The organism is Methylosinus sp. LW3 (genome assembly GCF_000527115.1).
In the GTDB taxonomy this organism is placed as follows: Bacteria; Pseudomonadota; Alphaproteobacteria; order Rhizobiales; family Beijerinckiaceae; genus Methylosinus.
This window is the reverse complement of the sequence record NZ_AZUO01000001.1, coordinates 3,450,476-3,470,614: the sequence shown is the minus strand read 5'-3', so window position 1 is coordinate 3,470,614 and position 20,139 is coordinate 3,450,476. Positions and strand designations below refer to the sequence as shown.

18 protein-coding genes are annotated in these 20,139 nt (G+C 64.7%); 12 read left to right on the top strand and 6 right to left on the bottom strand.

Translation table 11 applies throughout. From position 1 onward, the window contains the following. Positions 1-12 precede the first annotated feature (12 nt). The 3 genes from METLW3_RS0117340 to METLW3_RS0117330 all read left to right on the top strand — a co-directional run bounded on the left by METLW3_RS0117340 (position 13) and on the right by METLW3_RS0117330 (position 2,891). Positions 13-894, top strand: a complete 882-nt coding sequence (locus tag METLW3_RS0117340; RefSeq protein ID WP_024881099.1) for a F0F1 ATP synthase subunit gamma — start codon at positions 13-15, stop codon at positions 892-894. A gap of 28 nt (positions 895-922) precedes the next feature. Beyond that, the gene (atpD, locus tag METLW3_RS0117335; protein WP_024881098.1) at positions 923-2,359 is read left to right on the top strand and encodes a F0F1 ATP synthase subunit beta; all 1,437 of its coding nucleotides are present in this window, start codon (positions 923-925) and stop codon (positions 2,357-2,359) included. A gap of 133 nt (positions 2,360-2,492) precedes the next feature. Then, entirely contained in the window at positions 2,493-2,891 is a 399-nt protein-coding gene (locus tag METLW3_RS0117330) for a F0F1 ATP synthase subunit epsilon (protein WP_024881097.1), read from the top strand. 180 nt (positions 2,892-3,071) lie between these two features. On the opposite strand, the gene METLW3_RS0117325 is transcribed toward METLW3_RS0117330, so the two are convergent. Together METLW3_RS0117325 and METLW3_RS0117320 are read right to left on the bottom strand one after the other, a co-directional pair. After that, entirely contained in the window at positions 3,072-3,785 is a 714-nt protein-coding gene (locus METLW3_RS0117325) for a hypothetical protein (protein WP_024881096.1), read from the bottom strand. 59 nt (positions 3,786-3,844) lie between these two features. Next, complete coding sequence (locus tag METLW3_RS0117320; RefSeq protein ID WP_024881095.1) at positions 3,845-4,678, bottom strand: hypothetical protein; 834 nt, start codon at positions 4,676-4,678, stop codon at positions 3,845-3,847. A 362-nt stretch (positions 4,679-5,040) separates the two neighbouring features. Between METLW3_RS0117320 and METLW3_RS0117315 the strand changes: the two genes are divergently transcribed. The 8 genes from METLW3_RS0117315 to METLW3_RS27005 all read left to right on the top strand — a co-directional run bounded on the left by METLW3_RS0117315 (position 5,041) and on the right by METLW3_RS27005 (position 11,914). After that, the gene (locus METLW3_RS0117315) at positions 5,041-5,358 is read left to right on the top strand and encodes a 2Fe-2S iron-sulfur cluster-binding protein (protein WP_018267966.1); all 318 of its coding nucleotides are present in this window, start codon (positions 5,041-5,043) and stop codon (positions 5,356-5,358) included. Beyond that, positions 5,355-5,693: a DUF2849 domain-containing protein gene (locus METLW3_RS0117310; protein ID WP_024881094.1), complete on the top strand. Its 339-nt coding sequence runs from the start codon at positions 5,355-5,357 to the stop codon at positions 5,691-5,693. Before METLW3_RS0117315 ends, METLW3_RS0117310 begins: the two co-directional genes overlap by 4 nt. Beyond that, entirely contained in the window at positions 5,690-7,414 is a 1,725-nt protein-coding gene (locus METLW3_RS0117305) for a nitrite/sulfite reductase (protein WP_024881093.1), read from the top strand. Before METLW3_RS0117310 ends, METLW3_RS0117305 begins: the two co-directional genes overlap by 4 nt. Continuing rightward, on the top strand, positions 7,398-7,898 hold the full coding sequence (locus METLW3_RS0117300) for a DUF934 domain-containing protein (protein WP_024881092.1): 501 nt from the start codon (positions 7,398-7,400) through the stop codon (positions 7,896-7,898). Before METLW3_RS0117305 ends, METLW3_RS0117300 begins: the two co-directional genes overlap by 17 nt. Next, positions 7,895-8,644 (top strand): phosphoadenylyl-sulfate reductase, encoded by a 750-nt coding sequence (locus METLW3_RS0117295; protein WP_024881091.1) that lies wholly within the window; start codon positions 7,895-7,897, stop codon positions 8,642-8,644. The genes METLW3_RS0117300 and METLW3_RS0117295 overlap by 4 nt, the downstream gene beginning before the upstream one ends. Further along, positions 8,641-9,558: a sulfate adenylyltransferase subunit CysD gene (cysD, locus tag METLW3_RS0117290; protein WP_024881090.1), complete on the top strand. Its 918-nt coding sequence runs from the start codon at positions 8,641-8,643 to the stop codon at positions 9,556-9,558. Before METLW3_RS0117295 ends, cysD begins: the two co-directional genes overlap by 4 nt. After that, complete coding sequence (cysN, locus tag METLW3_RS0117285; RefSeq protein ID WP_024881089.1) at positions 9,558-11,186, top strand: sulfate adenylyltransferase subunit CysN; 1,629 nt, start codon at positions 9,558-9,560, stop codon at positions 11,184-11,186. Before cysD ends, cysN begins: the two co-directional genes overlap by 1 nt. 257 nt (positions 11,187-11,443) lie before the next feature. Beyond that, complete coding sequence (locus METLW3_RS27005; protein ID WP_024881088.1) at positions 11,444-11,914, top strand: hypothetical protein; 471 nt, start codon at positions 11,444-11,446, stop codon at positions 11,912-11,914. A 507-nt stretch (positions 11,915-12,421) separates the two neighbouring features. On the opposite strand, the gene polA is transcribed toward METLW3_RS27005, so the two are convergent. The 3 genes from polA to METLW3_RS0117265 form a co-directional block, all read right to left on the bottom strand. Continuing rightward, on the bottom strand, positions 12,422-15,409 hold the full coding sequence (polA, locus tag METLW3_RS0117275) for a DNA polymerase I (RefSeq protein ID WP_024881087.1): 2,988 nt from the start codon (positions 15,407-15,409) through the stop codon (positions 12,422-12,424). A 321-nt stretch (positions 15,410-15,730) separates the two neighbouring features. Further along, the gene (locus tag METLW3_RS28855; RefSeq protein WP_018267973.1) at positions 15,731-15,898 is read right to left on the bottom strand and encodes a hypothetical protein; all 168 of its coding nucleotides are present in this window, start codon (positions 15,896-15,898) and stop codon (positions 15,731-15,733) included. A 123-nt stretch (positions 15,899-16,021) separates the two neighbouring features. Beyond that, positions 16,022-16,699 (bottom strand): LexA family transcriptional regulator, encoded by a 678-nt coding sequence (locus METLW3_RS0117265; protein ID WP_245267393.1) that lies wholly within the window; start codon positions 16,697-16,699, stop codon positions 16,022-16,024. A gap of 269 nt (positions 16,700-16,968) precedes the next feature. Between METLW3_RS0117265 and METLW3_RS0117260 the strand changes: the two genes are divergently transcribed. Continuing rightward, the gene (locus METLW3_RS0117260) at positions 16,969-17,262 is read left to right on the top strand and encodes a hypothetical protein (protein WP_024881085.1); all 294 of its coding nucleotides are present in this window, start codon (positions 16,969-16,971) and stop codon (positions 17,260-17,262) included. A gap of 67 nt (positions 17,263-17,329) precedes the next feature. Here the strand turns inward: METLW3_RS0117260 and METLW3_RS0117255 are convergent, their stop codons facing one another. After that, positions 17,330-20,044 carry a valine--tRNA ligase gene (locus tag METLW3_RS0117255; RefSeq protein WP_024881084.1) on the bottom strand — a complete coding sequence of 905 codons (2,715 nt, stop codon included), beginning with the start codon at positions 20,042-20,044 and terminating at the stop codon, positions 17,330-17,332. Positions 20,045-20,139: the final 95 nt, after the last annotated feature.

Sequence of the window (20,139 nt, the reverse complement as noted above, 5' to 3'; positions counted from 1 at the left end):
ACGGGTTCCCTCATGCCTTCGTTGAAGGATCTTCGAAACCGCATATCTTCCGTCAAGGCGACGCAGAAGATCACCAAGGCCATGCAAATGGTCGCGGCGGCCAAGCTGCGCCGCGCCCAGGCGGCGGCCGAGGCGGCGCGGCCCTATGCCGAGCGCATCGAGAAAGTGCTCGCCAATCTCGCCGGGGGCGTCTCCTCCGGCGCGCCGGTGCTGCTCGCCGGCAATGGCCGCGACGAGACGCATCTTCTCGTCGTGGCGACCGCCGAGCGCGGCCTCTGCGGCGCATTCAACTCCTCGATCGTCCGCCTCGCCCGCGAGCACATCCAGCGCCTGCAGGGCCAGGGCAAGACGGTCAAGATTCTCTGCGTCGGCAAGAAGGGCTACGACCAGCTCCGCCGCAATTATGAGAAGAACATCATCGAGCTCATCGAGCTGCGCGGCGTGCGCCAGCTCGGCTTCGAGCAGGGCGACGCGATCGGCCGCAAGGTCATCGATCTGTTCGAGAGCGGCGAGTTCGATGTGGCGACGCTGTTCTTCTCGCGCTTCAAATCTGTGATTCAGCAGTTTCCGACAGCGCTGCAGCTCATTCCGGCGCAGATTTCCGCCAATGAGAACGAGGCGGCCGTGGCCGGCCCTCAGGCCAATTATGAATATGAGCCCGGCCAGGACGAGATTCTGGCGACGCTGCTGCCCCGCAACATATCGGTGCAGATTTTCCGCGCATTGCTCGAGAACGCCGCTTCCGAGCAGGGCGCGCGCATGAGCGCGATGGATAACGCCACGCGCAACGCCGGCGACATGATCAAGAAGCAGACGACGCTCTACAATCGTTCCCGCCAGGCGATCATCACCAAGGAACTCATCGAGATCATCTCGGGCGCCGAGGCGCTCTGATCGGAACAACAGTCGAGAGGACGAGACAATGGCTACCCCCACGACCACGGGTCACATCACGCAGGTGATCGGCGCTGTCGTCGACGTGAAGTTCGACGATCACCTGCCGGAAATCCTGAACGCGCTGGAGACCACCAATCAGGGCGCGCGCCTCGTCCTCGAAGTGGCGCAGCATCTCGGCGAGAACTCCGTGCGCACCATCGCCATGGACTCGACGGAAGGCCTCGTGCGCGGCACGCCGGTGAGCGACACGGGCGCCCCGATCTCCGTGCCGGTCGGCGACGAGATGCTCGGCCGCATCATCAATGTCATCGGCGAGCCGGTCGACGAGGCCGGCCCGATCGTGACGGCGACCAAGCGCGCCATCCACCAGCCGGCTCCGTCCTACGCCGAGCAGGCGACCGAGGCGCAGATCCTCGAGACGGGCATCAAGGTCGTCGACCTGCTCGCGCCCTACGCCAAGGGCGGCAAGGTCGGACTGTTCGGCGGCGCGGGCGTCGGCAAGACCGTCATCATCATGGAGCTCATCAACAATATCGCCAAGGCGCACGGCGGCTATTCCGTCTTCGCCGGCGTCGGCGAGCGCACCCGCGAGGGCAACGACCTCTATCACGAGATGATCGAGGGCGGCGTCAACAAGAAGCCCGAGAACGGCTCCGCCGTCGGCTCCAAGGCCGCGCTGGTCTATGGCCAGATGAACGAGCCTCCGGGAGCCCGCGCCCGCGTCGCTCTGACCGGCCTCACCGTCGCCGAGGACTTCCGCGACAAGGGCCAGGACGTGCTCTTCTTCGTCGACAACATCTTCCGCTTCACCCAGGCGGGCTCGGAAGTGTCGGCTCTGCTCGGCCGCATTCCCTCGGCGGTGGGCTATCAGCCGACGCTCGCCACCGACATGGGCGCGCTGCAGGAGCGCATCACCACGACGACCAAGGGCTCGATCACCTCGGTGCAGGCCATTTACGTGCCGGCCGACGATCTGACCGACCCGGCGCCGGCCACCTCCTTCGCCCATCTCGACGCGACGACCGTGCTCAACCGCTCGATCGCGGAAAAGGGCATTTATCCGGCCGTCGACCCGCTCGACTCGACCTCGCGCATGCTCTCCGCGGCCATCGTCGGCGAGGAGCATTACGAAGTCGCCCGCAAGGTGCAGTCGACGCTGCAGCGCTATAAGTCGCTGCAGGACATCATCGCCATTCTGGGCATGGACGAGCTCTCGGAAGAGGACAAGCTGACCGTGGCGCGCGCCCGCAAGATCGAGCGCTTCCTGTCGCAGCCTTTCCATGTCGCCGAAGCGTTCACCGGCGCGCCGGGCAAGCTCGTCGCGCTCGCCGACACGATCAAGGGCTTCAAGGGCCTCGTCGAAGGCCAATACGATCACCTCCCGGAGGCCGCCTTCTACATGGTCGGCACGATCGAGGAAGCGGTCGAGAAGGCCGCCAAGCTCGCCAAGGAAGCGGCTTGATCCGTTAATCGCTGAGCGGACGCGCGTCGGGCCCGCCGACGCCTGTCCGCCCAGAGCTTTTTGGTTTTGCAGGATTTTCTTGGAAAGCCGGTTCCCGCTTTCCCGAAATCCGGCATAGACGACGGAGCCCTTCATGGCCACGTTCCACTTCGAACTCGTCTCTCCCGAGAAGCTTCTGTTCTCGGGAGAGGTGGACGCCGTCGTCGCCCCCGGCGCCGAGGGCGTGTTCACGGTTCTCAAAGACCATGCGCCGGTGATGACGGTGCTGAAGCCCGGCGTCGTCGAGATCGACGGGGCCGGCAAGAAAGAGAAGCTGTTCGTGCGCGGCGGCTTCGCCGACGTCGGGCTCGGCGGCTTCACCATTCTGGCCGAATATGCCATTCCGGTGGCTGACCTCGACGCCGCTAAGATCGACGCCGACATCAAGGACGCCAGCGAGGATGTGGCCGACGCCAAATCCGACGAGGCGCGTCGCCTCGCCTCGGAAAAGCTCGGTCAGCTCCAGGAGCTGAAGGCCGCTCTCGGCCTCTGACGCAATCGGCGCCTGGAGCAAGTCTCCGGGCGCCGGCCGCGGCTCTCCGATCGTAATGCGAGCCTGTAGGCTCACGGTCCAGCATTTGCCTTGGACCGTGAGCCTACAGGCTCGTTTCTTTTTGTCGGAAGTTTCGGCCGGAACCAGGGGCTGTCATGAAAATGCGCGACGGCGTGGCGCTTATTTCAAGAACTGCGCGCCATCCAGCTCATGCCGCAGCTCGAAGCTGCGGAATTGCGTGAAGATCGGCGCGATCCAGGCTTTGAGCGCGGCGCGAATGACGATCGACATTTCCGGCGGCGGCGAGACCAGCAGCCGGCTCAGCGATAGATCCGGCTCATCCAGAGTCTTCGCCACCGCGCCGTCCAACGCGCCGATGAGGAATCTGCGCGTCGAAGGATAATGTCCGAGCGTCTCATGGGCATAGGCGCCGAGCGGCGCGGCGCCCTCGTTCTGCACGATCACCATGGGGACATCGCGCCACGCCGCCGAAAGCGATTTCGCGCTGGCGAGAGCGGAGTTGGTCTGGTCGACATGGAAGAGCACGATCGGCTCGACGCCGCGCGCCCGCGCCTCCTCGACGAAGCCGATCTCCTTCACTGTCTTGAAGAAACGGTCATAGGCGCGCTGCCAGACATCGACGATCTTGGGAACTCCGTCATCGACCAGCAGCCGATCGAACAAGGAGATCTGCCCACGTATGTCGGCCGTGTCGATGACGCGCGTGCGGTCCGGGAACCATTCGTGATAGCGCGGCGCATGCGGATCGGTGTCGAAGCCTTCGACCTCGGTGAGACGCGAGAGATAGAAATCCGTCAGCAGCCGCGCGGTCGTCGAAACGCCCGAACGCGGATGCGGGGAACAGGCGACGAACACCAAAGTGCGTCGACTCATCTTTCACTCTCTCGGCGCCGCCCGAGGCTCTCTATGTTGCCGCTCAACCACGTTCGGCGCTATGCGCCCTCCCTGCCGGCGATCCGATCCAGCAGATGGATGCGGTCGAACTCGTCGGCGATCCTGTTCTGCCAGGTGCGGACATAGCCGCGAAGGACGAAGGAATGGTCCGCCGGCTCCCCTTCCGCCGTCCGATTGGCGACGAAGGTGGAAAAAGGCGCGCCGGCGATCTCCACCTGTTCATAGGACAATTCGTTGAGCTTGGGGATGGTGATCTCGCCCGCCGTCTCCACTTTCTCGAAATATTTGCGGTGCGTCACCGGGTCCCATTCGAAAAAGGTGGTGTCGTTGACATGGTTCTTGACGAGGAAATAGTCCGCGTCCTCGACATAGGGCGCGACTTCTGCGATCTCGTCGAGCGAGGCGATGGACGATCCGAGCACATGGAACAGAATGAAGCCGACTTCTCCTTCCGCCACCGCATCCAGAAAGCCCGTGTCCTGCAGCGCCTGCAGGGCCGGCTCCAGCCCGCCGGCGCGAACATCGACGACGCTGACCTTGATCTCAGCCGTGGCGAGAGTATCGATGATCTTCATCTGGTCCGAGGTCGAGGTGAGATCGACGACGCTGGTCTGGTCGGGATGAAACCGATAGAGCGTGCCGCGCGGCGTCTCCGTGTCGAAGGCCCGGGTCAAGACATTATTGGCGGCGAGATAGTCGAGCAGCACGCGCGCGATCGTCGTCTTGCCCACGCCGCCCTTGTCGGCTCCGACCAGAATGAGCGTCGGCCGGCCTCTCTGAGGGGCGAGCGGAGGAACCTTCTCCCGCACGACCGGCGGCCGCTCCTCACGGGCCGAACTCTGCTTGGTTTCTTTGGTCGGTCTTTGAGCCATGGCCTAGCACCTATATCGCTCGCGCCCGCTTTCGGGCGGCAGGAACATAAAACTCTTACCATTTATGAGTTGCGCGCGCCGAGCCTTTTCTCGCCGCCACTGGCGCGATCGAGGCCTTTTCGGTTGATACCACGCGTAGCGTTTGTAGTTTTTCGAGGCGCGAGGCTACCTTATAGTGAATTGACATTCACGCGACCTCGAATAAGTAGGTCTCACATTTTCGAAGGATTGCGGTTCGTGCCGAGGTCTCCGCGCTTTGCGGCGATCGGCGCGCCCGCTTTGCTCGGCGCGAGGGGGTCGCGCAGGGCCGACAGCCGAAGGAAGGGCGCCTCGGCGGCGACAGCGCCTGTTCGGAGAAAAGGATGAGCGTGATCCGTGTCGAGGACGCAGACGGCGTCACCCACGAGCTGGAGCCTGTGGAAGGCTGGCGGTTGATGGAGATTTTGCGGGATTATGGGATGGGCATGGAGGGCACATGCGGCGGCGCGGTCGCCTGCGCCTCCTGCCACATCGTGCTCGATCCCGAATGGGCCGACAAGGTCGCGCCGCCGCGCGAGGACGAGATCGACAAGCTCGACGAGCTGCCCTTTCTGCACGAGACCTCGCGGCTCTCCTGCCAGATCATCTGGTCGGACGAGCTCGACGGGCTGAAGCTCACTCTGGTCAAGGAGCCGACATGACGCGGCCCGCCAATCCGAAATTCTCGCCCAAGATTCTGCTCGCCTCTGATCTCGCCGAGGGCGACGTCGTGTTTTGGGGGCAGGACGGCTGGGAGCGCGATCTCCTGCGCGCGAAAATTGCTTATGACGAGGCCGAGGCGGCGACGCTGGATGCGAAGGGCAAGGCGGCGGTCGCCGCCAATCGCGTCGTCGACGCCTATCTGGTCGATGTCACGGTGGATGCGGCCGGCGCGCCGGCTCCGTCGCATTTTCGCGAGAAGTTCCGCGCCGCCGGGCCGAGCGTGCGGCGCGATCTCGGCAAGCAGGCGTGGCTGCAAGGAGCGGGGAATCGATGACTGCGCATGATCCGGCCCTGCCGCCGCGCCCCAATTCCGCGCCGACGATCTACGCCTATGACGAATATGACCGCGCCTTCGTGCGCGAGCGCGTGGCGGAATTCCGTGGGCAGGTGGAGCGGCGCCTCGCCGGCGCGTTGACGGAGGAGGAGTTCCGTCCGTTCCGCCTGATGAACGGGCTCTATCTGCAGCTGCACGCCTATATGCTGCGCGTCGCCATTCCCTATGGCTCGCTCACCTCGCGGCAGATGCGCCAGCTCGCCTATATCGCCGACAAATGGGACAAGGGCTACGGCCATTTCACCACGCGGCAGAACCTGCAATATAATTGGCCGAAGCTCGTCGATGTGCCGGATATTCTCGAGGCGCTCGCCGACGTCGATATGCACGCGATCCAGACTTCCGGCAATTGCATCCGTAATGTGACCGCCGATCATTTCGCCGGCGTCGCCGCCGATGAGCTCGAGGACCCGCGGCCGACGGCGGAGTTTCTGCGCCAATGGTCGAGCGCTCATGCCGAATTCAGCTTCCTGCCGCGCAAGTTCAAGATCGCGGTGAGCGGCGCCGAGCATGACCGCGCCGCGATCAAGATTCACGATATCGGCCTGCGCATAGTGAAGAATGCGCAAGGTGAGATCGGCTATGAGGTGATCGTCGGCGGCGGTCTCGGCCGCACGCCTTTCGTCGGCAAGCTGCTGCGGGAGTTCCTGCCGCGCGCCGATCTGCTCGCTTTTCTCGAGGCGATTCTGCGCGTCTATAATCGCTTCGGCCGCCGCGACAACAAATATAAGGCGCGCATCAAAATATTGGTGCACGAGACCGGGCTCGACGAAATTCGCGCGCAGGTGGATGCGGAGTTCGCCGCCATGGCCCGCGCGCCTTTCGCCTATGACGCGCAGGAGCTGGAGCGCGTCGTCGCAGCCTTCGCGCCGCCGGCTTACGAGAGCTTGCCTGTGCGCTCGGACGCGCTCGAAAAGGTCAAGGTGGAGAACGCCGAATTCGCCGCTTTCGCTGCGGTGAATGTCGCGCCGCATAAGGTTCCCGGCTACGCCATCGTCACTGTCTCGCTGAAGCCGATCGGCGGCATTCCGGGCGACGCCACCGCCGCGCAGATGCGCGCGCTGGCCGACGCGGCCGACACCTATGGTTTCGGCGAATTGCGCGTCAGCCATGAGCAGAACATCATTCTTCCGCATGTGAAGAAGGATGATCTCCTCGCTCTGTGGCGCGATCTTTCGGCGGCGGGCCTCGCGACCGCCAACGCCGGGCTCATCAGCGACATCATCTCCTGCCCGGGGCTCGATTATTGCTCGCTGGCGACGGCGCGCTCCATCCCGATCGCGCAGGCGATCTCGGAACGTTTCGCCGATCTCGAGCGCCAGCGTCTCATCGGCAAGCTGGGGATCAAGATTTCCGGCTGCATCAACGCCTGCGGACATCATCACATCGGCGCGATCGGCATTCTCGGCCTCGAGAAGAAGGGCGTCGAATCCTATCAGATCACGCTCGGCGGCGATCCGACGCTCTCGGCCTCGATCGGCGAATTGCTCGGTCCCGGCGTCTCGGCGGAAGAGGTTCCCGATGTGATCGAGAGCCTGGTGCAATTCTATCTCGCCGAGCGGCGCGAAGGCGAGGCTTTCATCGACACATGGCGGCGCTTGGGCCATAAGCGTTTCAAGGAATCTGCGCGCCGGGAGGGCGAGGATGGCTCTGGTATCTGACGGCGCTTTCATCGCGGACGAGTGGCGCCGTCTCGCCGATGAGGAATCGCTTCCCGGCTCCGGCAAGGTGATCGTCTCGCTCGGGCGGCTGCCCGCCGCGCGGGAAGATGCGCGGCTGACGGCGCTCGGCGTCTATGTCGCCAATACGACGGATCCCAAGGCGCTGGCGCCTCATTTCGCGCGTCTCGCGCTCATCGACATCGCCTTTCCGGCCTTCACCGATGGGCGCGGCTTCTCGCTCGCGCGGCTGCTGCGGCGTGAGGGCTTCGCCGGCGAATTGCGGGCGAGCGGCCGGCTGACGCCGGATCAATATTTGCACGCGATCGGCGGCGGCTTCGACACGATCGAGATTCCCGACGATCTCGCGGCGCATCACGGCGAGGCCAATTGGGCAAAGGCGCGTCAGGCGCGCAGCCTCTCCTATCAGCGCGGCGTCGCGGGCGGCGCATCTATACTCGAACGCCGGCGAAAGGGCGTGGCATGAAGACGTCGATCGTCGAAACGCTCGCGCCGCGCCTCGCGCCGCTCGATCTCGATCATCGTTTGAAGCTCACGCGCGAGGTCATCCCCGGCCGCATCGTCTTCACGACGAGCTTCGGCATAGAGGATCAGCTCGTCACCCATTCCATCTTCACCCAGGGCCTCGAGATCGATGTGGTGACGATCGACACGGGGCGTCTCTTCGAGGAGACGATCGCCCTTTGGGAGAAGACCGAGGCGCGTTATGCGCGGCGCATTCACGCCGCCTATCCGCAGGCGCTGCCGCTCGCCGATTATGTCGCCGAGCATGGCGTCAACGGCTTCTATCGCTCGGTCGAGAATCGCAAGGGCTGCTGCCATATTCGCAAGGTGGAGCCGCTGTCGCGCCTGCTCGCCGGCGCCTCCGCCTGGGTGACGGGCCTGCGCGCCGATCAATCGCAGGCGCGCGAGGGCGTGCATCTCATCGAGAGCGACGCCGAGCGTCGGCTGGTCAAGCTCAATCCGCTCGCCGATTACACGCGCGAGGCTATCGCCGCCGCGACGGAGGAATTCAGCGTGCCGGTGAACGAGCTGCACGAGAAAGGCTTTCTCTCCATCGGCTGCGCGCCCTGCACGCGCGCGCTGGAGCCCGGCGAGAGCGAGCGCGCCGGCCGCTGGTGGTGGGAAGAGGACGAGAAGAAAGAATGCGGCCTGCATGTCGGGCCGGACGGCCGGCTGACGCGCGGCGCGGCGCCGGAGGGCTCGCAATGAACGCGCTGGCGGCAAAGCCCCTCGGCCATTTGGATCGGCTGGAGGCGGAGAGCATCCACATCATGCGCGAGGTCGTCGCCGAATGCGAGCGGCCGGTGATGCTCTATTCCATCGGCAAGGATTCGGCGGTGATGCTGCATCTCGCCATGAAGGCCTTCTATCCGTCGAAGCCGCCATTCCCGCTTCTGCATGTCGACACGACATGGAAGTTCAAGGAAATGATCGCCTTTCGCGACCGCCGCGCGGCCGAGACGGGCCTCGAGCTGCTCGTCCACACCAATCCGGAAGGGGTCGCGATGAATATCGATCCCACCGTGCATGGATCGCAGCTCCATACGCAGATCATGAAGACCGACGCGCTGAAGCAGGCGCTCGACAAATGGAAATTCGACGCGGCCTTCGGCGGCGCGCGGCGCGACGAAGAAAAGTCCCGCGCCAAGGAGCGCGTGCTCTCCTTCCGCAACGCCCAGCATCGCTGGGACCCGAAGGCGCAGCGGCCCGAGTTCTGGCGCCTCTACAACGCCCGCAAGGGTCCGGGCGAGAGCCTGCGCGTGTTTCCTCTGTCCAATTGGACCGAGGCCGATGTGTGGGATTACATCGCGCGCGAGGGCATAGACGTCGTGCCGCTCTATTACGCCAAGGAGCGGCCGGTGATCGATCGCGGCGGCATGCTCATCATGGTGGACGACGATCGCCTGAAGCTGCAGCCCGGCGAGACCGTGCAGCAGAGGCTGGTGCGCTTCCGCACGCTCGGCTGCTATCCGCTGACCGGCGCGATCGAGAGCTCCGCGGCGACGCTGGAGGAGATCATCGCCGAAATGCGCGCGAGCCGCTCCTCCGAGCGTCAGGGCCGCCTCATCGATCACGACGGCTCCTCCTCCATGGAGCAGAAGAAGCAGGAGGGTTATTTTTGATGCACGGCGGCCTCGCCACGCCTGCGCCGCTGCGCGCCCCCGTCGGGCCGGCGCCCGCCGACAAGCCCTTGCTGCGCTTCATCACTTGCGGCTCGGTGGACGACGGCAAGTCGACGCTCATCGGCCGTCTGCTCTATGACGCCGATCTCGCGGCCGACGATCTCATCGCCGCGCTCGAGCAGGATTCGAAGAAGCACGGCACGCAGGGCGACGATCTCGATTTCGCGCTGCTCGTCGACGGCCTCGCGGCGGAGCGCGAGCAGGGCATCACCATCGATGTCGCCTATCGCTATTTCGCGACGGAGAAGCGCAAGTTCATCGTCGCCGACACGCCCGGCCATGTGCAATACACGCGCAATATGGCGACCGGCGCCTCGACGGCCGAGCTCGCCGTTCTGCTCGTCGATGCGCGCAGAGGCCTGCTGGATCAGACGCGCCGTCACAGCGTCATCGTGTCCATGCTCGGCGTGCGGCATGTCGTCGTCGCCGTCAACAAGATGGACCTCGTCTCCTATTCGCAGGAGATTTTCGCCGACATAGAGCGCGACTTCCGCGCCTTCGCCGAGCATTTGCGCTTTCTCACCATTCAGGTGATTCCGCTCGTCGCCAAGGACGGCGACAATCTCGTTCATGCGAGCAAGAAAATGGACTGGTATTCCGGTCCGCCGCTGCTCGCCTATCTCGAGAGCGTCGCCTCGGACGACAACGCCCGCGTGCTGCCCTTCCGTTTCCCCGTGCAATGGGTGAACCGGCCGTCCCATGATTTCCGCGGCTTCTCCGGCTTCATCGCCGGCGGCAACGTAAAGCCGGGCGACATCGTTCGCATTTTGCCGTCCGGCCGCGACACGACGATTGCGCGCATCGTCACCTATGACGGCGATCTCACCCATGCGGTGGCCGGCCAGTCGGTGACGCTGACCCTCACCGAAGAGATCGACATTTCCCGCGGCGACATGCTCGTCTCGCCGGTGTCGCCGGCCAAGATCGGCGATCGCCTGTCGGCCCGGCTGCTATGGCTGGTGCGCGAGCCGCTCACGCTGGATAAGAGCTATCTTTTAAAGCTCGGCGCGCGCATGACGCCGGCCTTTGTGAAGCAGGTCGCCTCGCACATACAGATCGAGACCGGCCTCGCCGAGCCGCTCGCCGATGCGTCGCAGACGCTCGCCTTCAACGAGATCGGCGAGGCGGAACTGTGGCTCGACACCGCCATCGCCTGCGATCTCTATGAGGACAATCGCGAGACCGGCGGCTTCATCCTCATCGATCGCGTGACCAATGAGACGGTCGCCGTCGGCATGGTGAAGCAATCGGCCTGGACCGAGCGCAGCGCGCGCAATGGCGTGGAGGCGAGCTACGCCTCCATGGAAGGCGTGCCGTCGCCCGATCAGCTGCTGCATCCGACGCCTTTGCGCAGCCTGGTGAAATCTCTGTCCTGGCGCGTGCCCGGCAGCGTCATCACTTTCGGCGCGGCCTTCCTGTTCACGCAAGACACGGGCATATCGGCCGCGATCACCGGCACGGAGATCGTCTCCAAAATCGTGCTCTATTATCTGCACGAGCGCCTGTGGACGCGCTTCGCCGTCGGCCTCACCAAGAACGAACCGCCGCACGACGATACGGGGCTGTAAGGGCGCTCTCGCGACGAGACGCTGAAGCGCCCCCGACATTCATAGGGCGGTTTCCACCCTCCCCTTCAGGGGGAGGGTCGGATGGCGAAGCCATCCGGGGTGGGGTTCAGCAAAGTACGGGTGATAGCGGCCGGCGTCTCGTCTGCGCCAGACGCGCGGACCTCTCGCGGTGGGCCGCCGACGATCGCAGCAACCGCGTGGCTATTCGTGAGTTTTCGGCTAATTTGCATTTGTTGCTTGGTTCGCGGAATTACGACATGCGAATTGATCCTGCGCGTATCCAGAAATTCTCCTTCGCCGCCCTCGCCCTTTTTTCCATGACCGGCGGAGCGATCGCTCAGGAGGCCGCCGCGCGTGGACGCGCTTACTTCGCCGGCGCGACGATCCGTGGCTACGATCCGTTTCACGGAACGCAGGTCGAATATCATGTGCCGAATGGAAACTGCTATCTCTGGTATCCCGGCAACACCGTGATTCTGCATGGATACTGGCAATTCAACGGTGACGATCTCTGCTACCGCTATCCCGTGTCCGGCATCAATCCATCGACCGGAGAGCCGGGCGAGAAGTGGTCCTGCCGAAATGTCGACAGTCGGATGCGGCGCATTCGCGAACGCGCGCCCGGCGATATTCTCGGCCTGTCGCGCGCCTCGCGTCCGCGTTTCATCCTGCCGAAGGATGAAACCACGCTCGCGGACCTCTTACGCGAGGTCCGGTCCCGTCGCTGATCCGAACGTAAGGGCCTCTCTCTGGGCAGGTGCGCGGTTTCGAGAGACGCGCGGCGGCTACCCTCGTTCACGCGCTCGACGCCGCTCCGCCGGCGCGGCTTCTCCTTCGCGCGGAGGCATTTGGGAACAAATGCAAAAGCCGGCCGAATATCCCAGGCGCGCGCGGGAATAGCCGATGGCGGCCGCGGCGTCGCGAGCGACCTTGCATCACCTGCGCAACGCGGCGGGGCGCTTTTGCGCGCCCTGGATTCGCCCTGTGGCCGTCATGGCCGGGCTTGTCCCGGCCATCCACGCCGCGCAGCCGAGGAACCGAAGGAAAGCGTCCGCTATCGACGGATGCGTCCCACGGCGTGTCGCTGGAGCTTCGGCGTCACGCCAAATGTCTTAAGACGCTTCGGCGTCCTGGCGTGGATGGCCGGGACAAGCCCGGCCATGACGTCGGGGGGCGACGAGGATGCGCGCATTCGATAGCCCGCTTCGCTGGCGCGACCGCGGCGTCGCTTCAAATCAATGCGCCTCGTCCCAATTCTGCGCGGCGCGGGCTTCCACTTCCAGCGGCACGGAGAGCGTCACCGCCGGATGCGGCGCCTCCTCCATCACGCGCTTGACGATGCGGATCGTCGCCTCGGCCTCTTCCTTCGGCGCCTCGAACACCAGCTCGTCATGCACTTGCAGCAACATGCGCGCGCTGAGCTTCTCATGCGCGAGCGCCTCGTCCATGCGCGCCATGGCGCGGCGGATGATGTCGGCGGCCGCGCCTTGGATCGGCGCATTGATCGCGGCGCGCTCGAAGAAAGCGCGCTCCGAGGCGTTCGACGAGCCGATGCGCGGGAAATGGCATTTGCGGCCGAAGATGGTGGTGACGAGGCCGTTCTCCCGCACGGCCTTGCGCGTCTTGTCCATATAGGCGCGAATGCCGGGGAAGCGCTCGAAATAGCGCTTGATATAGGCGGCCGCCTCCTCGCGCGGAATGGAGAGCTGATTGGCGAGGCCGAAGGCGGAAATGCCATAGATGATGCCGAAATTGATCGCCTTGGCGCGGCGGCGCACCTCCGACGGCATGCCCTGCACCGGCACGCCGAACATCTCGCTCGCCGTCATCGCGTGAATGTCGATTCCATCGGCGAAGGCCTGCCGCAATTGCGGAATATCGGCGATATGCGCGAGCAGCCGCAATTCGATCTGCGAATAATCCGCCGAGATGAGCACATTGCCGCGTTCGGCGACGAAGGCCGTGCGAATCTTGCGCCCAGCCTCGTTGCGCACAGGGATGTTCTGCAGATTGGGGTCCGACGAGGAGAGCCGCCCAGTCGTCGTCGCGGCGAGCGCGTAGGATGTGTGGACGCGATGCGTCGTCGGATTGACGAAAGTAGGCAGCGCATCGGTGTAAGTGGATTTGAGCTTGGAGAGCTGTCGCCAATCCAAGATGCGCGCGGCGAATGTATTGCCGCTCTCGGCCAATTCGTCGAGCACGCTGGCCGAGGTGGACCAGGCGCCGGTCGCGGTCTTCTTGGCGCCGGGCAGGCCCATCTTGCCGAAGAGAATATCGCCCAATTGCTTGGGCGAGCCGAGATTGAAGCTCTCGCCGGCGAGCTCGTGGATCTCGGCCTCGAGCCGCGCCATATCCTGCGCGAATTCGCCGGAGAGGCGCGAGAGAATATTGCGATCGATCGCGATTCCGCGCCGCTCCATCTTCGCGAGCACGCTCACCATGGGGCGCTCCAGCGTCTCATAGACGCTGGTCATATGCTCGGCGGCAAGGCGCGGCCTCAGCGCGCGCCACAGGCGCAGAGCGACATCGGAATCTTCCGCCGCATATTCGGTCGCTCTGTCGAGCGGCACGCGCGCGAAGCCGATGAAGGTGCGGCCGGAGCCGGCGACGGCGGAAAACGGAATGCATTCGTGGCCGAGATGCTTCTTCGAAAGCTCGTCGAGGCCGTGATTATTGCGGCCGGCGTCGAGCACATAAGAGATCAGCATCGTGTCCTCGATCGGCGCGACATCGATGCCGCAGCAGGCCAGAACGAGGAGATCATATTTCATATTATGCGCGATCTTCAGCACGCCGCGCGCTTCCAATAGCGGCTTCAAGCGCGCCAGCGCTTCCGCAAAGGGAATTTGCACGGGCGGCGGATCGCCGCCGAGCAGATCGGCGCCGGTGGGCGCGACATGCTGCAGCGGAATATAGCAGGCGCGTCCGGGCGCCGTCGCCAGCGAGACGCCGACGAGATCGCAGGACATGGGATCGAGAGAGGTCGTCTCCGTATCCATCGCGACGACGCCTATGGCGAAGGCTTCCGCGATCCAGGCGTCGAGCCGCTCGATCGTCGTCACCGTCTCATAGAGCGAGCGATCGATCTTCATCGCGACGCCTTGCTCGCGCCGCGCCTCGGCGAGCGCGGCCGGCCCGAGCGCGCCCTTCTCTCCCGCCGGAGCGGTGGGCGCGCCCGGCGCTGCGGTCTGAGGCGCGGGCAGGGCGGGCGCCTCGGCGACCTCGCCATTGCGGCCGCGCCATCCCGCCGGGCCGACAAAGGCTGGGTCCGGCTCGATCTCATTCGCCTCGACGCTATAGGTCTCCGCAGCGCGGCGCGTCAGTTGCGTGAACTCCATCGCCTGCAGAAAGGCGACCAGCGTCTTGCCGTCCGGCTGATGCAGGCCGAGATCGTCCAGCGGAATCTCCAGCGGCGCGTCGTCGACGAGCTTCACCAGTCTCTCCGACGTGCGGATCAGCGCGACGCTCGCAGGATCGGTCAGCGTCTCGCGGCGTTTGGGCTGCTTGATCTCGCCGGCGCGCGCCAGCAGCGTGTCGAGATCGCCGTACTCATTGATGAGCTGTGCGGCGGTTTTCACGCCAATGCCCTTGGCGCCCGGCACATTATCGGTGGAATCGCCAGCCAGCGCCTGCACATCGACGACCCTCGAAGGCGGCACGCCGAAATAATCGACCACCTCATTGTAGCCAATGCGCCGCTCCTCGCGCGCGCCCGAAGCCGGATCATACATCGACACTTTATCGTCGATGAGCTGCATAAGGTCCTTGTCGGCGGAGACGATCAGCACATCGGCGCCGCGCGCCCGCGCCTCTTTGGCGTAAGTGGCGATGAGATCGTCCGCCTCATAGACGTCCTGCTCGATCGGCAGCAGGCCGAAGGCGCGCACGGCGGCGCGCATCAGCGGAAATTGCGGAATGAGATCGTCGGGCGGGTCCTGACGATGCGCCTTGTAAGCGGGGTAGATCTCCTTGCGGAAGGAGTTCTCCGATTTGTCGAAGATGATGGCGAGATGCGTCGGCGTGAGATCGGCCGCGCCCTCGCGGATGAACTGAAACAGCTTGGCGCAGAACAGCCGCACCGCGCCGGTCGGCAGGCGGTCCGTGCGATAATTATATTTCGCGTCCTGCCGTATCGACTGGAAATAGGCGCGAAAGACGAAGGACGAGCCGTCGACGAGGAAGACGCGGCTGTCGGGACCGACGGGCTTATGTGTGAGAGTCATCGCGCGAGGAGCATGAACGCTAGGCCCTCATAGAGAGGGCGGAAAGGGCGCGCGCAAGATAGCCCCGATCCCTCGGCATGGATACCCCCGGCTCGGCCGCGGAGCGCAGGCAAAAAGGCCTCGCGCGGCCGAAGCCGGCGAGGCAGTGGGGATCGTCACACTTACGGCGTCGACGGTAATGTCTCCGCTGCGCCGTTGAACCGCCAATCGGCGAGCGGCGACGGGTCCAGCGTCGCGCGCAAAAAAAATCGCCCCGCTCGGGCGCGCGGGGCGAAGCGAAACGAGACGAATTCAGATGAATTGCGGCTCGCCGCGCGTTCCTCAATTGATCATGCGCGTGGTGGCGCCGGTGTCGCCGGTCACGCTCGCGCTCTTGGGGGAAATCCATTCTGGAACCTTCGTCAGCGCGACGGCGACGAAGGCGACGAGGCCGACCGCCCATATGACGATCTTGCCGTAATTCGTGCCGCCATGAACGTTCAACGCCATTGTTCCCTCCGTTGGTTTTTCTTCATTGGTCGCACGGCCGAATGGCTCGGCCATGCTGACGATGGCGAGACGACTGCGGCTTTGACACCGCCAATTCGTGAAAGCGGAGGGGTCCAGCGCGCGTCAGAGCAGAGATTCGGTCCAACGAATGCGGCCGTGGACGCAGAGGCGCTCGGCGTCGGCGCGCTCCAGCCTCTCGGGCTCGTAGCAGGCGCGATTGTCGGAGATCAGAGTGATCGCGCCATCCACATTGCGACGCACGCGACGGATCAATGGGCCGTCGTCGAGCGAGACGAGATAGACGGCGTCGCCGATAATGTCGCGCTGCGAGCGGTCGATCAGCACGATCGCGCCATCCTCTATCGTCGGCCGCATGGAATCGCCGCGCGCGCGCAAAAATTCGAGCGCCTCGATCTCAGTTCCGAGGCGTCGCAGCAGGGCGCGCGGAAAGGCGATCCGCTCGCCGGCGATTTCGCGCTCCGCCGCCTCGCCGATCCGCAGCGGCGGGATTTGCGCCATATCCGGGCCGAGTGGAATCGCCGGCGGCGCGCCGGCCTCGAATATGGGAGCGCCGCGATCCAGCACCAGCCAGTCGAGCGAGACGCCCGTCACCTCGGCGATGCGGCCGAGCTTCTCGGCGGAGGCTTCGGTCTCACCATTGAGATAACGGCTATAAGTGGAGGAGGTGACGCCCGCGTCCCGCAAGATTCTGGCCGGACCGCCCGCCGCATCGACCGCCTGGCCCAATCTCTGCGCGAGGCCGGCTCTGTCGAATACGGGATTTGCCTTCGTTTCCGGCACGCACTCTCTCATATTTGCTTGACAGAGACGCGCGAATGCGGGACCTTCGGCGCGGAGTTGGTTTCCATTTACGGTTAACACGCCGGATGTGGCGTGTCACCGTGCGGCTTGTTGCGCCCATGATTTGCAGTTGGAGAGATTTCGTCCGACGCGACGGCCTGCGTGACGCGGATTGGTTTGGGCGTCGGGACCGTCGCCGTCCCACGGAAACGGGCGTCGCGCCGCTGTGCAATGACAATCAGGCGAGGGAACTCCCGGGCGCCGCGCGGATGGGCGACGCCGGCGATCGGCAATTCGCCCTGGTTCTCTCGCTTGCGCGCATGTTGTTGGCGACGCGCGGGCAATTCGCGCTCGCTCTGCGTGACCTCTCCTTGGCGCGATCGGGATGCGAGTCGCCGAATGCTTTCACGCTGCGGATAATCGAGCAAAAGACGGATGAGGCGATCTACGCCTTGGGGCGCGGCGGATCGGCGATGCTCGAGGAGACGTTGCGGCGCGCGATCGACGACATTGCGAAGGAGATCGCAATGGAAAGGAATGGCGCGCCTCGCCTCGCCGATTAGGGCGGCCGTCTCTGCGAGGGCCGCGCCGCCGTCCTTCTCGGGACGACGGCCGGACTCGGGATGAGGTTCAGCCGAGCCGCTTGGCCGCGGCTGTCAGTTTCTCGATGCGCTCGCGCGTCTCCTCGAGGCGCTCGCGATTTTCCTCCACCACCTCCTCCGGCGCGCGGGCGACGAAATCGGCGTTGCCGAGCTTGGCCTCGATCTTCTTCGCCTCGCCTTCGAGCTTGGCGGTCTCCTTGGCGAGACGCACCTTCTCCGCCGCGAAATCGATGACGCCTTCCAGCGGTATGGCGGCGAGAACGCCGCGCACGATCAATTGCGCGCTGCTCTTGGGAGCAGCGTCGACGAAGCCGATCTGCGAGAGGCGCGCGAGCTTGCGCAGCGTCTCGTCCCAGCGCGTCACCCGCGACTGCACATCAGCGTCGGCGCCGACGAGGACGAGAGGAACTTCCGCGCCGGCGGGCAGGTTCATTTCCGAGCGCACGGAGCGCACTTCGGAGACGAGATCGACGATCCAGCCGATTTCGGCTTCCGCGGCGGCGTCCTCGAGGCCGGAAAGATCGGGCCATTGCGCCAGCGCCAGCGGCGTCTCGCGCGCGGGACCTTCGAAACCTTTGACGCCCCACAGCTCCTCGGTGATGAAGGGCATGAAGGGATGCAGCAGCGCGTAAGTCTGATCGAGCAGGAACGCCGTGGTGGCGCGCGTCTCGTCCTTGGCGGCGCCGTCCTCGCCTTGCAGCAGGGGCTTGGCCAGCTCGAGATACCAATCGCAGAGCTGGTTCCAGACGAAGCGGTAGGCCGCATTGGCGGCGTCGTTGAAGCGATAGGCCTCGATCGCCGCGGCGATCTCGGCGGAGGCGCGCGCCGCCTCGCTGACGATCCAGCGATTGAGCGTGATCTGATTATTCTTCGGATCGAAGCCGGCGACGCGGGCGCAGCCGTTGATCTCGGCGAAGCGCGAGGCGTTCCACAGCTTGGTCGCGAAATTGCGGTAGCCCACGACGCGCTGCGTCGAGAGCTTTATGTCGCGCCCCTGCGCCGCCATGGCGGCGAGGGTGAAGCGCAGCGCATCGGCACCATATTCGTTGATGAGGTGCACCGGATCGATGACATTGCCCTTCGACTTCGACATCTTGGCGCCCTTCTCGTCGCGGACGAGGGCGTGAATGTAGACGTCGTGGAAGGGGACCTCCTTTTTGAAATAGAGGCCCATCATCATCATGCGGGCGACCCAGAAGAAGATGATGTCGAAGCCCGTCACCAGAACATTGGTGGGATAATAGCGATCGAGCTCCTTCGTCTCGTCGGGCCAGCCGAGCGTCGAGAAGGGCCAGAGCGCGGAAGAGAACCACGTGTCGAGCACATCCTCGTCGCGCGTCAGCGCCACGTCGCGTCCGTGCTTCGCGCGTGCGGCGGCGAGGGCGGCCTCCTCGCTGTCCTCGACGAAGACATTGCCGTCCTCGTCATACCAGGCCGGTATGCGATGGCCCCACCACAGCTGGCGCGACACGCACCAGGGCTGGATGTTCTCGAGCCAATCGAAATAGGTCTTCTCCCAATTCTTCGGCACGAAATTGGTGCGGCCCTCGCGCACCGCGGCGAGAGCCGGCTGCGCCAGAGTCTTGGCGTCGACATACCATTGGTCGGTGAGACGCGGCTCCAGCACGGCGCCGGAGCGGTCGCCATGCGGCACCATATGCTTATGGTCCGACACTTCGGCGAGCAGCTCATGCTCCTCCATCATCGCCACCACGCGCGCGCGGGCGGCGTTGCGGTCGAGGCCGTGCAGAGCGGCGACCGTCATGTCGAGCTCGGGAGAGGGCGCGACATGCTCGAAGAAATCCGCATTGTCCTTCAGCGTCACCGCGCCTTCGGCGTCGAGCACATTGATGAGGCGCAGACCATGCCGGCGGCCGACCTCGAAATCGTTGAAGTCATGCGCGGGGGTGATCTTCACCGCGCCCGTGCCCTTCTCGGGATCGGAATATTCATCCGCGACGATAGGGATGAGGCGACCGACCAGCGGCAGGCGCACATTCTTGCCGACCAATTTCGTGTAGCGCTCGTCCTCGGGATGCACGGCCACCGCCGTGTCGCCGAGCATGGTCTCGGGGCGCGTCGTCGCCACGGTGATGAACTCGCCGGTCGGCTGGCCGTCGTGATAGACCACCGGATATTTGAAGTGCCACAAATGGCCCTTCACCTCGATCTGCTGCACCTCGAGATCGGAGATGGCGGTCAGCAGCTTCGGGTCCCAATTGACGAGGCGCTTGTCCTTATAGATGAGCCCATCGCGATAGAGCTGCACGAAGACTTTCACCACGGCGCGGGAAAGCCCTTCGTCCAGCGTGAAGCGCTCGCGCGACCAGTCGCAGGAGGCGCCGAGCCGCTTCAATTGCTCGACAATGACGCCGCCCGACTCCGCCTTCCAGGCCCAGACCTCTTCCAAGAATTTGGCGCGGCCCAATTCGCGGCGATGCTGCTGGCGCTCCATCAGCTTGCGCTCGACCACCATCTGCGTCGCTATGCCTGCATGGTCGGTGCCCGGCTGCCACAGGACATCGTCGCCGCGCATGCGATGATAGCGCGCGAGAATATCCTGCAGCGTATTGTTGAGCGCATGGCCCATATGCAGCGAGCCGGTGACGTTCGGCGGCGGAATGACGATGGAAAAAGGCTTCGCGCCGGCGCGCTCCGGCCGGCCGGCGCGAAAGGCGCCCGCCTCTTCCCAGAGCTCGCGCATCCGCGCTTCGATGGTCGAGGGGTCGAAGGTCTTTTCCATGGGCATGGGGGAGAGCCGAATATCCGTGTCGAAGGCCCCCTCCCCAACCCTCCCCCGCTTTGCGGGAGAGGGAGCAGATTCGGGCCTTCATCCAA